At 55.3% G+C, this 16,527-nt stretch carries 18 protein-coding genes; 12 read left to right on the top strand and 6 right to left on the bottom strand.

Annotation, left to right across the window (positions count from 1 at the left end):
• Positions 1 to 36: 36 nt before the first annotated feature.
• The 3 genes from obgE to I9187_RS13250 are packed head-to-tail and all read left to right on the top strand — an operon-like array spanning position 37 to position 3,461.
• Positions 37 to 1,071 carry a GTPase ObgE gene (obgE, locus tag I9187_RS13240; RefSeq protein ID WP_171173979.1) on the top strand — a complete coding sequence of 345 codons (1,035 nt, stop codon included), beginning with the start codon at positions 37 to 39 and terminating at the stop codon, positions 1,069 to 1,071.
• On the top strand, positions 1,059 to 2,165 hold the full coding sequence (gene proB / locus I9187_RS13245) for a glutamate 5-kinase (protein WP_209940218.1): 1,107 nt from the start codon (positions 1,059 to 1,061) through the stop codon (positions 2,163 to 2,165). Before obgE ends, proB begins: the two co-directional genes overlap by 13 nt.
• A 33-nt stretch (positions 2,166 to 2,198) precedes the next feature.
• Positions 2,199 to 3,461, top strand: a complete 1,263-nt coding sequence (locus tag I9187_RS13250; RefSeq protein ID WP_171173983.1) for a glutamate-5-semialdehyde dehydrogenase — start codon at positions 2,199 to 2,201, stop codon at positions 3,459 to 3,461.
• On the opposite strand, the gene I9187_RS13255 is transcribed toward I9187_RS13250, so the two are convergent.
• Positions 3,458 to 4,054: a histidine phosphotransferase family protein gene (locus I9187_RS13255; RefSeq protein ID WP_171173985.1), complete on the bottom strand. Its 597-nt coding sequence runs from the start codon at positions 4,052 to 4,054 to the stop codon at positions 3,458 to 3,460. The two genes, I9187_RS13250 and I9187_RS13255, sit on opposite strands and share 4 nt — an antisense overlap.
• A gap of 43 nt (positions 4,055 to 4,097) precedes the next feature.
• On the opposite strand from I9187_RS13255, the gene I9187_RS13260 reads away from it, so the two are divergent.
• The 5 genes from I9187_RS13260 (at position 4,098) to tsf (ending at position 7,891) form a co-directional block, all read left to right on the top strand.
• Positions 4,098 to 4,280, top strand: a complete 183-nt coding sequence (locus I9187_RS13260) for a DUF3553 domain-containing protein (protein ID WP_050602459.1) — start codon at positions 4,098 to 4,100, stop codon at positions 4,278 to 4,280.
• Positions 4,281 to 4,383: 103 nt separating this feature from the next.
• A complete protein-coding gene (locus I9187_RS13265; protein ID WP_171173987.1) occupies positions 4,384 to 5,139 on the top strand; it encodes a GNAT family N-acyltransferase in 756 nt (251 codons plus the stop codon).
• 62 nt (positions 5,140 to 5,201) lie between these two features.
• Positions 5,202 to 5,981 carry a lysophospholipid acyltransferase family protein gene (locus I9187_RS13270; protein WP_171176169.1) on the top strand — a complete coding sequence of 260 codons (780 nt, stop codon included), beginning with the start codon at positions 5,202 to 5,204 and terminating at the stop codon, positions 5,979 to 5,981.
• 166 nt (positions 5,982 to 6,147) lie between these two features.
• Positions 6,148 to 6,939, top strand: a complete 792-nt coding sequence (rpsB, locus tag I9187_RS13275; RefSeq protein ID WP_171173989.1) for a 30S ribosomal protein S2 — start codon at positions 6,148 to 6,150, stop codon at positions 6,937 to 6,939.
• Between the two features lie 76 nt (positions 6,940 to 7,015).
• The gene (gene tsf, locus I9187_RS13280) at positions 7,016 to 7,891 is read left to right on the top strand and encodes a translation elongation factor Ts (RefSeq protein ID WP_171238847.1); all 876 of its coding nucleotides are present in this window, start codon (positions 7,016 to 7,018) and stop codon (positions 7,889 to 7,891) included.
• Between the two features lie 379 nt (positions 7,892 to 8,270).
• On the opposite strand, the gene I9187_RS13285 is transcribed toward tsf, so the two are convergent.
• The 3 genes from I9187_RS13285 to I9187_RS13295 form a co-directional block, all read right to left on the bottom strand.
• Entirely contained in the window at positions 8,271 to 9,026 is a 756-nt protein-coding gene (locus I9187_RS13285; protein ID WP_171173992.1) for an autoinducer binding domain-containing protein, read from the bottom strand.
• Entirely contained in the window at positions 9,023 to 9,472 is a 450-nt protein-coding gene (gene aroQ / locus I9187_RS13290; protein WP_171173994.1) for a type II 3-dehydroquinate dehydratase, read from the bottom strand. Before aroQ ends, I9187_RS13285 begins: the two co-directional genes overlap by 4 nt.
• A gap of 129 nt (positions 9,473 to 9,601) precedes the next feature.
• Positions 9,602 to 10,597, bottom strand: a complete 996-nt coding sequence (locus I9187_RS13295; RefSeq protein ID WP_171173996.1) for an NADPH:quinone oxidoreductase family protein — start codon at positions 10,595 to 10,597, stop codon at positions 9,602 to 9,604.
• Between the two features lie 149 nt (positions 10,598 to 10,746).
• Between I9187_RS13295 and I9187_RS13300 the strand changes: the two genes are divergently transcribed.
• Positions 10,747 to 11,565, top strand: a complete 819-nt coding sequence (locus I9187_RS13300; protein ID WP_171173998.1) for an SDR family oxidoreductase — start codon at positions 10,747 to 10,749, stop codon at positions 11,563 to 11,565.
• Positions 11,566 to 11,579: 14 nt separating this feature from the next.
• Entirely contained in the window at positions 11,580 to 12,614 is a 1,035-nt protein-coding gene (locus I9187_RS13305; RefSeq protein WP_171174000.1) for a phosphotransferase family protein, read from the top strand.
• 18 nt (positions 12,615 to 12,632) lie between these two features.
• On the opposite strand, the gene I9187_RS13310 is transcribed toward I9187_RS13305, so the two are convergent.
• Positions 12,633 to 13,244 (bottom strand): 2-hydroxychromene-2-carboxylate isomerase, encoded by a 612-nt coding sequence (locus I9187_RS13310; protein ID WP_171174002.1) that lies wholly within the window; start codon positions 13,242 to 13,244, stop codon positions 12,633 to 12,635.
• Between the two features lie 195 nt (positions 13,245 to 13,439).
• Here I9187_RS13310 and I9187_RS13315 point away from each other — a divergent pair, with 195 nt between their 5' ends.
• On the top strand, positions 13,440 to 14,672 hold the full coding sequence (locus I9187_RS13315; RefSeq protein ID WP_171174004.1) for a serine hydrolase domain-containing protein: 1,233 nt from the start codon (positions 13,440 to 13,442) through the stop codon (positions 14,670 to 14,672).
• Positions 14,673 to 14,724: 52 nt separating this feature from the next.
• On the top strand, positions 14,725 to 15,594 hold the full coding sequence (locus I9187_RS13320; protein ID WP_171174006.1) for an acyl-CoA thioesterase II: 870 nt from the start codon (positions 14,725 to 14,727) through the stop codon (positions 15,592 to 15,594).
• On the opposite strand, the gene I9187_RS13325 is transcribed toward I9187_RS13320, so the two are convergent.
• Positions 15,591 to 16,358 (bottom strand): SDR family NAD(P)-dependent oxidoreductase, encoded by a 768-nt coding sequence (locus I9187_RS13325; RefSeq protein ID WP_171174008.1) that lies wholly within the window; start codon positions 16,356 to 16,358, stop codon positions 15,591 to 15,593. The genes I9187_RS13320 and I9187_RS13325 overlap by 4 nt on opposite strands.
• Positions 16,359 to 16,527: the final 169 nt, after the last annotated feature.

Consider the following 16,527-nt stretch of genomic DNA (forward strand, 5'->3'; position numbering starts at 1 on the left):
TGTGGCCGATGGGGCCTTTGCAGTAGGGGACAGACCATGAAATTTCTCGATCTTGCAAAGGTCTACATCCGGTCCGGGGCCGGCGGTAGCGGCTGCGTCAGCTTCCGACGCGAAAAATACATCGAATACGGCGGACCTGATGGCGGGGACGGCGGCAAAGGCGGGTCTGTGTGGGCTGAAGTTGTGGACGGGTTGAACACCCTGATCGACTTTCGGTATCAGCAGCATTTCTTTGCTAAGAATGGCCAGCCAGGCCGGGGCCAGCAGCGTACCGGTAAGGACGGAGACGATATCCTTCTGCGCGTGCCCGTTGGTACCGAAATTCTGGATGAAGACGAAGAAACCGTAATCTGTGATCTGACCAAAGTTGGGCAACGAGTTCTGCTGGCCAAGGGCGGCAATGGCGGTTTCGGAAACCTGCATTTCAAGTCCGCTACCAATCAGGCACCACGCCGGGCTAATCCGGGACAGGCCGGTATCGACAGAACCATCTGGCTGCGGCTCAAGCTGATCGCGGATGTGGGGTTGCTGGGTATGCCCAATGCGGGCAAGTCGACCTTTCTGGCAGCCACATCGAATGCGCGCCCGAAGATTGCGGATTATCCCTTCACCACGCTGCACCCCAATCTGGGTGTTGTTGGGGTCGACAACGTTGAATTCGTGGTTGCCGACATTCCCGGCCTGATCGAAGGCGCACATGAAGGGCGCGGCATCGGGGACCGGTTCCTTGGCCATGTCGAACGCTGCGCTGTGCTGTTGCATCTGGTTGATGGCACCTCTGAAACAGTCGCTGACGATTACCGGACTATTATTCACGAGCTCGAAGCATATGGCGGTGAGCTGGCTGAAAAACCCCGGATCACCGTATTGAACAAGGTCGATGCTCTGGACGACGAAGAGCGTGAACTGGTCAAAGCCGAACTGGAAGAGGCCGTGGGTGGCCCTGTCATGACCATGTCGGGCGTCGCGCATCTAGGCGTGACCGAGGTTCTGCGTGCGTTGAGGGCACAGATTGACGACAATCGCGTGCGCCGGAAACCCGCTGAGGAGGCGCAGCCTTGGCAACCCTGACCTCAGCCCGCCGTCTTGTTGTAAAAATCGGATCTGCTTTGTTGGTGGATCGCGATACCGGGTTGCTTCGGTCTGACTGGTTGAATTCGTTGGCGCAGGACGTGGCCTGGCTTAAGGGGCAGGGGACAGATGTAATCCTGGTCTCTTCCGGATCGATTGCGTTGGGTCGCGGTGTGCTGGGCTTGCCGATGGCTACGTTGCCTTTGGAGAAATCACAGGCGGCTGCCGCAGTGGGACAGATCCGTCTGGCGCGGGCCTATGAGGAGGCTTTGACGCCGCACCAGATAACGACGGCGCAGGTGCTTGTGACGCTGGAAGACAGCGAGAACCGCCGCCGCTATCTGAACTCACGTGCCACATTGAAGACCTTGTTGAACCTTGGTGTGGTTCCGATCGTGAACGAAAACGACACCGTTGCTACGGACGAAATCCGTTATGGTGACAATGATCGCCTGGCCGCTCAGATTGCAGTGACGGTTGGGGCCGATCAACTGATTCTGCTGTCCGATGTAGACGGGTTCTATTCGGGCAATCCGAGCGAGGATTCCTCGGCCACGCGCTTCGAGAAAATTGATCGCATTACGCCCGAGATTGAGGCCATGGCAGGCGATGCGGGCTCAGGCCTGTCCAAGGGCGGGATGAAGACAAAACTGATGGCCGCCAAGATGGCCACCGCAGGTGGCTGCACAATGGCCATCACTGAAGGATCGGTTTTGAACCCCTTGAAAATGCTTGAAAATGGAGCAAGTTCAACCTGGTTTGCTGCCACCTTGGACCCGCATGCCGCCCGCAAACGTTGGATATCTGCGATGAAACCACGCGGAGAGATCACCGTGGATGACGGGGCTGCCAACGCTCTGGCCAATGGCAAAAGCCTGCTGCCTGCGGGTATTCTAGAAGTTACTGGCGATTTCGGGCGCGGTGACCCTGTTGCCGTTCTTGATCCAAATGCCCGCCGATTGGCGCAAGGGATCAGCCGCTATACCGCGCAGGAAGCCGACGCGATCAAGGGGCGCAAGTCGTCTGAAATTGAAGCGACTTTGGGGTACCCGGGTCGCGCAGCTTTGATCCACCGGGATGATCTGGCCCTGTAAGCACTGTAAAAGATGACCTGAAAGGCACGCGATATGAAAGATTTCGACAACATTCCCGCATTGATGGCCGATCTTGGGAAACGCGCCAAAGACGCATCGCGTGATCTGGCTTTTGCAAGCGCCGAGCGTAAACACGCTGCCTTGATTGCCGCTGCGGATGCGGTTTGGGCCAATCGTGCGAAGATAATCGAAGAGAACCAAAAAGATCTGGAGTTTGGCCGTGAAAAGGGCCTGAGCCCGGCGATGATGGATCGGCTGATGCTGGATGAGGCCCGTATTCAGGATATGGTCGACGGGCTGCGCACCGTAGCGGATCAGGCGGACCCGGTGGGCGAAGTTCTGGCTGAATGGGAGCGCCCCACTGGATTGAAAATTCAGCGGGTCCGTACACCTTTGGGCGTCATTGGCGTGATCTATGAGAGCCGTCCCAATGTGACTGCTGATGCCGGTGCTCTGTGTTTGAAGTCCGGCAACGCTGTCATCTTGCGCGGTGGGTCCGAGAGTTTTCATTCCTCGACCGCGATCCATGCGTGTCTGGTCGAAGGGTTGAAAGCGGCCAACTTGCCCGAGGACGCCATTCAACTGGTGCCCACTCGGGATCGCGCGGCGGTGCAGGAGTTGTTGACCCTGACCGACTGTGTCGATGTCATCGTTCCGCGCGGTGGCAAGGGGCTGGTGGGTCTGGTTCAGCGCGAGGCCCGTGTGCCGGTCTTTGCTCACCTCGAAGGCATTGTTCATATTTACATCGACAAAGCTGCTGATCCGCAAAAGACGCTCGATGTTGTGTTGAACGCAAAGACCCGCCGCACAGGCATCTGCGGGGCCGCCGAATGTTTGCTGATCCATCAGGACGTTGTTGAAACACTGGGGCGCGATGTGATCGAGGCGCTGCTGGCCGCTGGAGTCGAGGTTCACGCCGAAGGCGCTTTGGCGGTAGATGGTGCACAGGCCGCGACGTCAGACGATTGGGGAAAGGAATTCCTTGATAGCGTGATTGCAGCCAAACCCGTGGCAGATATTGACGCAGCGATTGCGCATATCCAGCAATTTGGGTCCAACCACACTGATTGCATCATGACCGAAGACGATGCGGCGGTGGCCCGTTTCTTTGAACGTCTCGACAGTGCGATACTGATGCACAATGCCTCCACCCAGTTTGCAGATGGCGGTGAGTTCGGAATGGGCGCGGAAATCGGGATCGCCACAGGCAAAATGCATGCGCGCGGCCCGGTGGGCGCGGCGCAACTGACCAGTTTCAAGTATCTGGTCCGTGGGGACGGAACGACCCGGGCTTAAAACCTGAGCGAAACGCGCGTTGCGGTGGTTTCTACCGCGACGCGCCGTCCAATCGCCTTGGCTGTTTCCGGCAGCAGGGCAAACTGTACCTGCGCGGGCGTAAGCTTGTTTGGAAAACGTCCTGTGACCACGTTTTTCCATAGGTCGCCGTCCACGTTCAGCTTGTCTGCCGTGCCGGTCACCGTCAAATTCGCGCCCAGACTTGTGATATCGACGGTGCCACCCAACGGCATCGCGCTTTCGCAACACATCAGTGCCAAAAAGGCGAGTTTGACCTGATTGCGTGGCACAGGTTCGGTCAGGTTCCAGTTGACCCGCACACGACCTGCGCGTTCGACATCATTGAGCAGTTCAGTGATTTCGGCTCTCCCAAGTGGTTGCTCGCTGGCCGACCCGAACGCCACCCGGAAAAAGCGAATACGTGCGCCCGCACTGCCCACACTGCCCGAGATCAGCTCCATCTCGGGGCCTTGCACAGCGCCAACCATATCCAACAGCTCAAGCCCGTTGGTGATGGCCCCGATTGGGCTGATCAGATCATGGCAGATCCGAGAGCCGATCAACTCGGCCAGGTTGACGTCCGAAGCGCCCATGCGTACCTCCTGCTGTATCTGCCGCCGGATTCAGGAGCCCAGCATGACAGACATGAATGCCATTCTTGCACCGGGCATGTTTGTCCGCCACCCGGATTTTCCCGAATGGGGCGTTGGACAGGTTCAATCCAACATCGCAGGCAAGATCACCGTGAACTTTCGCGAGCAGGGGAAAGTGGTAATCGACGGAACGCGCATCGCGCTGATGCCGGTCTTTGATCCGTGAAACTGGTTTAGGAAAGGTTAACAACATGGGGCAAACCACCGGTTGTTGCCTTCGGTTGATCAACTGAGGTATCAGCGGCGAAAAGAAAGCGGATACCACCTTTATGCCGGATACAGGCCCAACCTTTACCGTCAAGCTGGCCGAGACCGAGGCGGAGTTAAAAGCTGCGCAACGCCTGCGCTATGACGTCTTCGTGCGCGAACTGGGTGGTGGTGGCGACTTGGTCGATCACGAGGCAGGGTTAGAGAAAGACCGGTTTGATCCCTATTTCGATCACATGTTGGCATATGACGACAACACTGGTGAAATCATTGGTGTTTACAGGATGTTGCCGGGTGAACGTGCCGCGGAAGTGGGCCAGTTTTATTCAGAAGATGAATATGATCTGACGGTGTTGAAAAGCAGTGGCCGCAAGTTGCTGGAGCTGGGTCGGTCCTGCGTGCATCCCGACTATCGTGGCGGCACCGCCATGTATCATCTTTGGAACGGGCTAGCGGCCTATGTCACTGAACGTGAGATCGAAGTGCTGTTTGGGGTCGCAAGTTTCCACGGCACGGATGTCACCGCATTGGCGCAACCTTTATCCATGTTGCATCACAACCATCTGGCCCCTCCCGAGTTGCGGGTGCGGGCGCAGCCTGACGTTTTTCAATCCATGGATTTGGTTGCCAAGGACGCCTTGGACCGACGGGCGGCCATGGTTCAGGTGCCTGCTTTGATCAAAGCTTACCTGAGACTTGGCGGTTTCGTAGGCGAGGGCGCCTTTATCGATCACAAATTCAACACCACCGATGTGTGCCTGATCCTAGACACTGCTCGTATGAACGACCGGCAGCGTCGCATCTATGGTGGAGCCTGACACCCGTGAACGACGCACTCTGGAACAGTGAGGACGCACCCGATCCGATCGAACTTGGAGTGATGGGGTGGCTGCTGGTAATCCTTCGAGGGCTGCCGCTGGCCGTTCTGGTCTTTGGTGGTTTGATCGTGCTTTTAACCGTGCGAATGGTTGAGTATCCGTTGTGCGGAGTGCGCAGACCCGTCACGCCGTTCATCACGCAATTTGTGTGCCGCAGTGCGTTTCGGATACTCGGCATTGGGTTCCGATCCTCTGGCGTGTTAATGAAAGAGCAGGGGGCGGTGGTGGCCAATCATACCTCTTGGCTGGACATTTTTGCCCTGAACGCGCGTAAGAGGGTCTATTTTGTGTCGAAGGCCGAAGTCGCGAAATGGCCCGGAATCGGATGGTTGGCCCGCGCCACCGGCACCGTGTTCATCCAACGGGACCGTGCAAAAGCCAAAGAACAGACCAAACTGTTCGAAACCCGCCTGAAAGCGGGACACAAGCTGCTGTTCTTTCCCGAAGGCACTTCGACGGATGGATTGCGTGTTTTGCCATTTAAAACAACGCTTTTCGCTGCGTTCTTTACGGATGAGCTGCGCGACTTCATGTATATCCAACCGGTTTCCGTCGTCTTTCATGCGCCCAAAGGGCAGCCCAAACGGTTTTACGGCTGGTGGGGCGATATGGAGTTCGGCCCGCATTTGCTCAAGACACTTGGCGCGCGCAGGCAGGGTTCTGTTGAACTGATTTATCACGCTCCGGCAAAGGTCAGTGACTTTGAGAACCGCAAAGCGTTGGCAGCGCATTGTGAAGAGGCGATCAGGCACGCCCATGCGCTGGCTTTGCTTGAGAAATAAGGGCAATTGGCCCTTGCGTTGCTTCCAAACCTGCCGTATACGCGCGCCATTCAAACCCGCAGGCGGGGTTTGGGCTTTTTGAGGGAGACATCCTCATCAAGACCGCCGGTTGGAGCATCCGCTTCTTTCACCCCCGCCCAGGCGTAAACCGGAAAAGGAAAATAGCATGGCTCTTCCCGAGTTCTCCATGCGTCAGCTGTTGGAAGCTGGCGTTCACTTTGGTCACCAGACACAGCGTTGGAATCCCCGCATGGGCCCGTTTATCTACGGCTCGCGCAATGGCATCCACATCATGGACCTGACCCAGACCGTTCCGATGCTGGACCAGGCTCTGCAAGCTGTTCGTGACACCGTTGCCAAAGGCGGCCGCGTTCTGTTCGTTGGTACCAAGCGTCAGGCAGCTCAGCCGATCGCAGATGCTGCTGAAAAGTCGGCTCAGTACTACATGAACCACCGCTGGCTGGGCGGCACGCTGACCAACTGGAAAACCGTTTCCCAGTCGATCAACCGTCTGAACCAGATCGACGAAGCAATGGAATCGGGCGCCGAAGGCCTGACCAAGAAAGAGCGTCTGGGCATGGAACGTGACCAGGCCAAGCTGCAAGCTTCGCTGGGCGGTATCCGCGAGATGGGCGGCGTACCGGATCTGCTGTTCGTCATCGACGTCAAGAAAGAAGCGCTGGCCATTGCCGAAGCCAACAAGCTGGGCATCCCGGTTGTGGCTGTTGTCGACACCAACTGCTCGCCCGACGGCGTTGACTATATCATCCCCGGCAACGACGACGCAGCCCGCGCAATCGCGCTGTACTGTGATCTAGCCGCACGTGCCGCTCTGGACGGTATGACCGCTCAGATGGGTGCTGCTGGCGTTGATCTGGGTGCCTTCGAAGAAGCTCCGGTTGAAGAAACCGTTGCAGAAGAAGCCCCCGCCGAAGCAGAAACACCTGCCGAAGCGTAAGCTGCCCGTCACGTAAATGACATATGGGGCAGGGTATGACCTGCCCCAATTCCGTTTGAATTGAGGAGAGCCAAAGATGGCAATCACAGCAGCAATGGTTAAAGAACTGCGCGACTCGACCGGCGCAGGCATGATGGACGCGAAAAAAGCGCTGACCGAAACCGGCGGCAACATGGACGAAGCCGTTGACTGGCTGCGCACCAAGGGCCTGGCCAAAGCGGCCAAGAAATCGGGCCGTACCGCAGCAGAAGGTCTGGTTGCAGTTCACGTGAACGGTGGCAACGGTGTTGCTGTCGAAGTGAACTCGGAAACCGACTTCGTTGCGAAGAACGCTGAGTTCCAGGAAATGGTTGGCAAGATCGCATACGCCGCGGAAGGCGTCGACAATGTCGAGGCACTGCTGGCCGCTGATCTGGGTGGCAAGAACGTTGCCGACACCCTGACCGACAAGATCGCCACCATTGGTGAAAACATGTCGGTGCGTCGTATGGCGAAACTGTCGGGCGACACCGTTGTGTCCTACGTTCACAACGCGGCCACCAACGGCATGGGCAAAATCGGCGTTCTGGTTGCGCTGTCGGGCGGCGACGAAGCCATCGGCAAGCAGGTTGCGATGCACATCGCAGCTGTGAACCCCGCTGCTCTGTCTGAGGCCGACATGGATCCGGCTGTTGTCGAAAAAGAAAAGCAGGTTCAGATGGACATCGCCCGCGAATCCGGCAAGCCGGAGCAGGTGATCGAGAAGATGATCGAAGGCCGTATGAAGAAATTCGTCGCCGAATCGACCCTGCTGAACCAGTCGTTCGTTGTGAACCCTGACCTGACCGTTGAAGCAGCGGCCAAAGAAGCGGGCGCAACCATCACTGGCTTTATCCGTCTGGAAGTTGGCGAGGGCATCGTGGTCGAAAAAGAAGACTTCGCAGCCGAGGTTGCCAAAGCCGCTCAAGGCTAAGCACGTTATTGAGAAAGGTTCTGCTTGAGGGCCTTATCTCTGCAAAACGAAAGGGTTACGCTGTGCGTAACCCTTTTTTGTTCGCGCAAAATCAGTCGCGATGAACGTTTTTCTGTTGTCTGAGAATGAAATGGAGGGCCCCGCTTGATGGGGATGGTCGGGGCCCCCCAAAATTCCGACACTGGTACGCGGAAGAATAAACGCCCCTTTGTCAGAGTGATTGGAGAGCTCTGTTATTGCAAAGATCCAATCGAATGTTCCCTGGCTAAAGCCACCACTCACGGAACACTCTCACTTTGCAACTTTTAGGATAGATCTGAAAAGTACTGATTTCCTTACCTAGGGTAAACTGACGCGGGATGGCGTCAAAATCTAGCGTTCATGCTTCCATTATGAACATCTGATTGTGTAGCGATGCCTTGAGAACGGCTTGCGCCGTTGTTTCGACCGACAACGCTTCGCGCGCGAGTCGCAGGTGCTTTTCGACCGTGGCCGATGTCAGCCCCATCAGCAAAGCGATGTCTTGCGTTGTCTTGCCATCGCCCACCCACTGTAAAGCTTCCCGCTGTCGTTTTGTCAGCGCGCGGTTTGGCGGGTTGAACGGCAATGTAAGAATTTTCAGGTGTGCGACGTTGTTCATCAACAGAATGTCTTCGCCATGCTCTTCCCAGACCGAGTCAATTTCTTCCTGGCTCAAGCCGGTTTTGGCCGAAAGGGAAATCGCGCCTTTCGATCGCATGGACACCGAGTTGAAACTGACCGTATAGCCAGCCACAACGCCCATGGACTTGTTGAACTCGTACACTTTGCGTTCTTCGTTCGTCAAAGTGCCGCTGGAGTTCATGTCCTGGAGCATCTTCCAGCTTGCAGCGCCTTCGTTGTCCAATGCCCATTTCAACATTGGGGCGTGAAAGTACAGGCCGTCCTTTAGAAATCCGTCGACATAGGCGCGCTTGTGATTGGTCAGAATTACAAAGTCTTCGGGATCGCCCAAAGACGTCGCAGTTCTGTAAAGTGTATATCCATAGATAAGACGTTCGAACCCATACTGGGACATCTGGCGACAATGAGCATCCCACAGGTCTTCCATGGTTTTGGTATAGCTGACAAAACGCAGGTATTCCTTCAAAGTCATACGGCGTCACCTGCCTTCAAATGCGCGGCCAGCGCGTCCAACGCCAGGATATAGCTCTCGGCGCCGAAACCACAAATCTGACCCAGTGCCACCGGAGCGATATAAGACTTGTGCCTGAAGGGTTCGCGGGCATGAATGTTGGACAGGTGCACTTCGACCAAAGGCAACTCAACCGAGGCAACGGCATCCATCAGGGCAATCGACGTGTGCGTATAAGCGCCCGCATTCAGGATCAGTCCAGACTGCACACCGCGCGCGGCATGGATTGCGTCAAGTAAGACGCCCTCGTGGTTGGACTGCAAATGCGACACGTCCAGCCCAACGGACGCGCCATGCTGACGGCAGCGTTCCTCGATCATATGTAAAGTCGTACTGCCGTAGACCTCAGGCTGACGTGTGCCAAGCAGATTGAGGTTAGGTCCGTTTAATACCAGAACTTTATGCATATCTATAAAATCCCCATTAATGGTTCATAGACAGCAAAAGGCCGGATTGTCCACCTGACATTACATTACAAATTCCAATTTGCGACTTTGGTGCAAACCCTCGCGCAAGGTGGTTGTTTCGCGTTCAGCTCAACCCATTGTGACAACCAGTTTTCCGAGAACCGCGCGCTGCGACATCTGCTCGAGCGCCTCATGCGCGCGTTCGAGTGGGAACCGCGCGCTGATACGAGGCTTTATTTGTCCTGAAGCATAAAAGGCGAACAGATCCGCGACGTTCTGGGCATGGCCTTTGGGGTCACGGAAGACAGAAGCGCCCCAGAAAACGCCGACGATTTGACAGCCCTTCAAAAGCGGAAGGTTTAAAGGGATCTGCGGAATACCTGCGGGAAAACCGACCACAAGATAGCGTCCATTCCAGGCCATGCAGCGTAAGGACGGTTCAGCCAATGCACCGCCCACAGCATCATACACCACATCCACGCCGTTGGGACCGGCGATCTTCTTGACCTCGGCTGAAAAGGCTTTCTGCGCGTCTTTGTTCAAATCGCGTGGGTAGATGACAACCTCATCCGCGCCAATCTGGCGACAAAACTCGGCCTTTTCGGCAGAGGAGACGCCGGCAATCACTCTGGCGCCCATGGCTTTTCCAAGTTCGATAGCCGCGGATCCGACGCCACCAGATGCCCCCAGAACCAATAGAGTTTCGTTAGCCTTCAGGTTCGCCCGATCCTTCAGTGCGTGATAGGACGTACCATAGGTGAAAATGAAACAAGCGGCCTCATCATACGGTATCGCATCAGGTATCTTGATGGCGCTGTCGGCACGGATCGTTGCGTGGGTCGCGAACCCATCATGCCCTGTAAGCGCCAAAATGCGGTCGCCAATCTTGAACCCCGTGACGTTTTCACCAAGGGCTAGCACTTTACCTGCGATTTCGCCGCCGGGTGCAAATGGGCGGGGCGGTTTAATCTGATACAGATCCCGGATGATCAGCGTATCCGGGAAGTTCACGCCGGCCGCTTTTACGTCTACCAACAGCTGCCCTTTACCGGGCTGCGGATCGGGCAGGGTGGTAAGCTTCAGTGTTTCGGGTCCGCCCGGTGCGACGCTGAGTAACGCTTGCATAAGACCTCTGTTCTGCCTGTAACTTGTGATTAGGAACTTTTGGTGCCGAACATGGGTTTGTCAACGTGAACGACCGCTGACTGCCGTAACGGCATTAAGCGGGTCAGCGCAGGCTCTAACAGGCGGGAACAAAAACGAGGAGCACGATCATGACGCCAGACACCCTGTTTTCTCTTGAGGGCAAGACTGCACTGGTCACAGGTGGCGCGACAGGGATCGGGCGCATGGCGGCCGAGGCGCTGGTCAGGGCGGGGGCGCGTGTTCTGATCGCGTCGCGCAAAGGGGATGCCTGCGCCGAAGTGGCCGCTGAACAGAACGCATTGGATGCGCCAGGCAGCGCCGAGGGGTTTAGCGGAGATATCGGAAGCGAGGAAGGGATCGCCAGCCTTGTTTCTGACATTCAAGACCGAACCGAACGACTTGATATTCTTATGAATAACTCCGGTGTGTCGTGGGGTGCTCCGCTGGGCCAGTTTCCTTATGACGCGTGGGGCAAGGTGATGTCCGTCAATGTGACGGGGATTTTCGAGCTGACCCAACGGCTTTTGCCTATACTGATGAAGTCGGGAACGGCCGATGATCCTGCCCGAATAGTCAATGTGGGGTCTGTGATGGGTGAAGTGCCCATGGGGGACGGAGCGTACAGCTATTCGGCTTCAAAGGCTGCGGTTCTGCATCTGACCAAGATCATGGCCAAAGAGCTTTCGCCATACCACATCACGGTTAACGCGCTGGCGCCGGGACCGTTTGTCTCTCGTATGACGGCGTTTGCCACGGCGGACGAGGGTACACGCGAAAAGGTTGGCAAATCGGTTCCATTGGGCCGGGTCGGGCGCGACGAAGACATTGCAGGATGTATGCTGTTTCTGTGCGGGCGTGGCGGCAGCTACGTAACCGGTGCGGTGATCCCGGTTTCGGGTGGAATCAATGTGGTAACAGCCGGAAATATCTTTGCAGAAGCCCTGTGACTGGAAGGCAAGCCATGAGCAATGACATCCATCTGGATCTTGCGGCGGTAGACAGGTATCTCAGCGCAAATCTCTCTGGTTACGAAGGTCCGTTAGAGGCGACAAAGTTTTCAGTTGGGCAGTCCAATCCAACATTTGAGCTTAGAACGCCGGGCAAAACCTATGTGCTAAGGCGAAAGCCACCTGGCGTTCTTCTGAAATCGGCACATGCCGTAGACCGCGAGTTCAGAGTTCAAAGCGCGCTGGCAGGCAGCCATGTGCCTGTGCCCGAGATGTTTCTTCTGTGCGAGGACGACAGCATCATAGGCTCGGCCTTCTACGTGATGGAGCGTCTGCACGGCAGAATTTTTCCCGAACCAACGCTGCAGGGCGAAACCAACGAAACGCGCGCGGCCGTGATGAATGAGATGAACAGGGTTCTTGCCCAGTTGCACATGGTCGACATCGATGCCGTGGGGTTGTCCGATTATGGGCCGACAGGCAATTACTATGAGCGTCAGATCTCGCGCTGGACCAAACAGTATCGTGCGTCAGAAACTTCGGTGATCGAAGACATGGATGCCTTGGCCTCCGAGCTTGAAAACTCTGTACCGCAAGATGACGGGCAGCGAACACTGGTGCATGGTGACTATCGTATAGACAATCTGATGTTCGCAGCTGAAAGCGCCAACTGTATCGGCGTATTGGATTGGGAACTGTCCACGATCGGGCATCCCTATGCGGATCTGGCAGCCGTGATCATGCAGTGGCAGCTGCCTCCGGGAAAACAAGGGCGCGGCTTGGCCGGAATTGATCGGGACAATCTGGGCTTGCCCAGTGATCAGGCCTTTGTCGCCCAATACTGCAAGCGGCGCGGTTTGGATGGAATTGAAAATTTCGGTTTTTACCTGGCTTTCAATTTCTTTCGCATGGCTGGAATTTTGCAAGGTGTCTATAAACGCGCGCTGGATGGAAATGCCTCTGACCCAGAGCGAGCCAAGGCATACGGCGCTTATGTTCCCCTGTTCGCACAGCACGGTCTGAAAGCGCTTCACGGCACTTTCACATAAACCTGTAAGTTACCGGTTTTACACGCCGTTTAACCTTAGAAGCTCAACTTCGACATTGGGCAGACTGTTCTTGCCAAAGAACATCTCGGGCCCGACGAACAGGCTTGGAACACCAAATACTCCGCGTCGCACGTTGGCTTTGGTTTGATCTTTCAAGTCCTGTTTGACGTCAGGATCGCTCATTGCCTCGCGGATCTTGCGAACGGGCAGTTCGTTCTCTTGCAAGATGTCGATCAGCACGGCGAGCTCATCGACCTTTTGCCCGTGCACCCAAATCGCATCAAAAACCGCGCTTATGTATTTACTTTCCCAAGATTTTCCCCTTGCAAAATGCGCGCCGCGCATCGCGAATTTTGTGTTCATCGGAAAATGCGGACTCATGTGAAAACTCAATCCACGCCGACGCGCAAAGCGGTGCAGGTCATGCGTGAGATACGCTGTTTTCTGGCGGTTCTCGGAAAAGGCTTGAAACGGGCTTTGGTTATGGGTCGCTTTGAACACGATAGGTAGTAGGACAGGGACATAAGTGAACTTAACATCATACCGTGCCGAAAGCTCTGGCAACGTTTTATGCGCCAAAAAGGCATTTGGGCTGCAAAAATCATAAACAAAATCTATGCTTTGCGTCATGGTGTTCCTTTCCAGTGGTCTGGTGATACCTGACTCTGTCAGCCCTTTCGAATCCAGGCCAGTCTCAGTTTAACACTTCATCGCAACGCGGGCTTGCGAAGTCTTTGGGGAAGCTACCTACTAGTAAAAAAATTCTCTGTTAACTCGCCCCTTAAACCGACACACTCAGCACGGAAACCAGATGGAAGAGGTCGAATGCCCCACCAAAACGTAAGTTTTGATCCGTCGCGATTGGATCATATTCGGGCCTGGATGGACCGCTATGTTGAGCAACGAAAATACGCAGGGTCGTCTTTTCTGTTGCGGCAAAGCGGGTCCGAAGCCTTTTATCACGCAAGCGGTCTGCGCAATCGGGAAGTCAACCTGCCATTTCAACGCGATACACTGGTGCGCATCTATTCCATGACCAAGCCGATTACATCGGTTGCCCTGATGATTCTGGCTGAGCGCGGGTTATTTCATCTGGACGCTCCGCTGTCTGATTTCCTTCCTGAATTCAAAGAAATGCGCGCGCTTGTTGCAGGAGCTGAAACTTTGGAGCAGACGGAAGACGCTCCATCGCCAAGCTTGCATCAGATGATGACTCATACCAGTGGTTTTAGCTATCCCTTCAACCCCGGAATTCTGCCCCAAGCCATGGATGAACAGGATCTTATGTTCAAGCCTGATCAAGGGCTTTTGGAAGATCGCGTCCGGGATCTCGCACGGTTTCCTTTGGCCTTTCAGCCCGGTGCGCGTTGGGAGTATTCGGTCGGCACAGATGTTTTGGGTCGTGTGATCGAGGTGGTATCAGGTCAGACGCTGGATCAATTCTTTCAACAGCACGTATTTGAACCGCTGGACATGCGTGAGACCGGGTTTTCGGTGCCACCTGGGGCAGGGGACCGATTTGCGTCGCTCTATACACCGTTGGCAGGGGACGCGATGGCGCTTAATTCAGCAGATCAGGGCGGCGACAGCTTGCGATTGGTCGACAGCTATGACGGATCGCCGTTCAATAGCACGACGACTTTATCAGGCGGCGGCGGTTTGATTTCGACACTGGATGATTACGCCAAGTTTGCAGATATGTTGCGCAATCGCGGCGCGGGGAACGGCCATCGTGTGATTGGGCCCAAGACTGTAGAGTTCATGATGCGCAATCACTTACCGGGTGATATCGCATCGATGGGTCCAAAAAGTTTTGCGGAACAGCCGATGGAGGGGATGGGCTTTGGCCTGGCGGGGTCAGTTGTATTGAACCCCGGACGTGTGCGGGTTCCCGGTTCGATTGGGGATTTCAGTTGGGGCGGTATGGCCTCGACCTACTTCTGGATTGATTGGCAGATTGACCTGACAGCCGTTTTCTTTACGCAATTGTCGCCATCCAGTTCGTACCCATCGCGGGCCGAGCTTAAAGCGCTGGTTCATGCGGCCATGATTGAATGATTTCTGTCTGCCTGATACCCGGTGGTCGAGCAACTGATCATGCGAGTACAACATGACCGAAGCAGAACGCATCTTACTGGATCTTCTGGACATTGAACGACTCGAAGTCGATTTGTTCCGTGGTACGGGGTCCGGGGGTGAAACACCAACACGCATTTTCGGCGGACAGGTCATTGCACAGGCGCTGGCCGCTGCATATCGAACTGTGGAAGACCGTCTGTGTCATTCCCTCCATGCGTATTTCATTCGTCCGGGAGATCCTGAAAAGCCCGTTATTTATCAAGTTGATAGGGCGCGAGATGGAGGTTCTTTTACAACCCGCCGCGTGGTTGCCATTCAGCACGGAAAGCAGATCCTGAACATGTCAGCTTCGTTTCACGTGCAGGACGAAGGCTGGGATCATCAGCACCCGATGCCAACTATGAACGCGCCGGAAAGCTATCCGTCCCGTTCCGAGTTGCGACAGTCTTATGTTGACCGAGTGCCCGAGCGCCTACGCGGCGAGTTGTTGCGAGAACGTCCGATCGAAGTGCGCGATGTGGACCATTTGGATCCGTTCACGCCGAAGGTGTCGGATGATCGGAACCAAACCTGGTTTCGCATGGCTGCTGCGGCTTCGGCGGACGCAATTACGCAGCACCTATTGCTGGCCTATGCCTCTGACATGAACCTAATGTCCTCAGGCTTGCGCCCACATGGATTGAGCTGGTTTACCGGAGAGTTCAACGGCGCAAGTCTGGATCACGCGCTTTGGTTTCATGCGCCTGTTCAGTTTCAGAATTGGCATCTCTATGTAATGGATTCGCCCTGGACGGGGCAGGGACGAAGTTTTAACCGCGGCTCTATCTATTCCGAGGACGGAACGTTGATCGCCTCTGTAGCTCAGGAAGGGTTAATGCGCAGGGTTCAGAAAAAAGGCTAAAGGTCGCTGGTAAATTTTTGATTTAGTTTACCCATTCCCGATAACCACCTGTCATAATCGGCTGATTTGTGCTGCATGTAATCCAGAACTTGCGGATGCGGCAGGACCAAGAATTGTTCTTGCTCAATAGCTCTGACGCAAGCTCCGGCGACGTCACTGGGATCGAGCATACCGTCAATGGATGCAACCGACACGTCATGTCCTTCGGTCATTTTTGACCGGACACCTTGTGGGCACAATACCGAGACCCGTAAACCTTGTGATCTGTATGTCAGTGCAAGCCATTCTGCGAAACCGACGGCAGCGTGTTTGCTTACAGCATACGGAGCGGCTCCTGGTTGGTTCAGCAAGCCGGCCGCTGAGGCGGTTGTCAGAATGTATCCGCCACCGCGAGCGATCATACGTGGAACCAGATGCCGCGCTGTCCAAACATGTGACATCACATTGATTTTCCAAATCCGCTCCCAGTCTTCATCTGGAACGTCGAATCCGCCAAGCGTCAGAATTCCGGCATTTGCGCAAAACAAATCAATCGGACCCACAGTGTCTTCTGAGAACTCTATCAGTGCTTTGATTTGATCCTCGTTGGACACATCGCAGGGAAATGCATGGCCATCGATCTGATCCGCCACAGATTGCGCGCCGGCATCGTCGACATCGGAACACACGACAAGCGCACCTTCATCGGCAAAACGTTTGGCCAGTCCACGACCGATGCCATGCGCAGCACCGGTTACGACAACTGTTTTGTTTCTAAGGTCCATTTTCGTTCCTATACGCTCGGTTGGAATACATCGACATTGAATACATGCGTACGGTTAAGCAACCTTAGTGACTATTTACCATAATACCTATTACACGCATTATTTATGAAAGGTGGGCACATTCTAAACTCGGTTGCGACAAATCCCCTATCTTGCTGAAAAGCAAGGA

The sequence above is a fragment of the Ruegeria sp. HKCCE4148 genome (genome assembly GCF_017872495.1).
GTDB lineage: Bacteria > Pseudomonadota > Alphaproteobacteria > Rhodobacterales > Rhodobacteraceae > Ruegeria.

What these genes read in the sequence shown, in the direction of transcription:
- obgE (WP_171173979.1), top strand. Translation starts at nt 37, where the DNA reads ATGAAATTTCTCGATCTTGCAAAGGTCTACATCCGGTCCGGGGCCGGC.
- I9187_RS13250 (WP_171173983.1), top strand. Translation starts at nt 2,199, where the DNA reads ATGAAAGATTTCGACAACATTCCCGCATTGATGGCCGATCTTGGGAAA.
- I9187_RS13255 (WP_171173985.1), bottom strand. Translation starts at nt 4,054, where the DNA reads ATGGGCGCTTCGGACGTCAACCTGGCCGAGTTGATCGGCTCTCGGATC.
- I9187_RS13260 (WP_050602459.1), top strand. Translation starts at nt 4,098, where the DNA reads ATGACAGACATGAATGCCATTCTTGCACCGGGCATGTTTGTCCGCCAC.
- I9187_RS13265 (WP_171173987.1), top strand. Translation starts at nt 4,384, where the DNA reads ATGCCGGATACAGGCCCAACCTTTACCGTCAAGCTGGCCGAGACCGAG.
- I9187_RS13270 (WP_171176169.1), top strand. Translation starts at nt 5,202, where the DNA reads ATGGGGTGGCTGCTGGTAATCCTTCGAGGGCTGCCGCTGGCCGTTCTG.
- rpsB (WP_171173989.1), top strand. Translation starts at nt 6,148, where the DNA reads ATGGCTCTTCCCGAGTTCTCCATGCGTCAGCTGTTGGAAGCTGGCGTT.
- tsf (WP_171238847.1), top strand. Translation starts at nt 7,016, where the DNA reads ATGGCAATCACAGCAGCAATGGTTAAAGAACTGCGCGACTCGACCGGC.
- I9187_RS13285 (WP_171173992.1), bottom strand. Translation starts at nt 9,026, where the DNA reads ATGACTTTGAAGGAATACCTGCGTTTTGTCAGCTATACCAAAACCATG.
- aroQ (WP_171173994.1), bottom strand. Translation starts at nt 9,472, where the DNA reads ATGCATAAAGTTCTGGTATTAAACGGACCTAACCTCAATCTGCTTGGC.
- I9187_RS13295 (WP_171173996.1), bottom strand. Translation starts at nt 10,597, where the DNA reads ATGCAAGCGTTACTCAGCGTCGCACCGGGCGGACCCGAAACACTGAAG.
- I9187_RS13300 (WP_171173998.1), top strand. Translation starts at nt 10,747, where the DNA reads ATGACGCCAGACACCCTGTTTTCTCTTGAGGGCAAGACTGCACTGGTC.
- I9187_RS13305 (WP_171174000.1), top strand. Translation starts at nt 11,580, where the DNA reads ATGAGCAATGACATCCATCTGGATCTTGCGGCGGTAGACAGGTATCTC.
- I9187_RS13310 (WP_171174002.1), bottom strand. Translation starts at nt 13,244, where the DNA reads ATGACGCAAAGCATAGATTTTGTTTATGATTTTTGCAGCCCAAATGCC.
- I9187_RS13315 (WP_171174004.1), top strand. Translation starts at nt 13,440, where the DNA reads ATGCCCCACCAAAACGTAAGTTTTGATCCGTCGCGATTGGATCATATT.
- I9187_RS13320 (WP_171174006.1), top strand. Translation starts at nt 14,725, where the DNA reads ATGACCGAAGCAGAACGCATCTTACTGGATCTTCTGGACATTGAACGA.
- I9187_RS13325 (WP_171174008.1), bottom strand. Translation starts at nt 16,358, where the DNA reads ATGGACCTTAGAAACAAAACAGTTGTCGTAACCGGTGCTGCGCATGGC.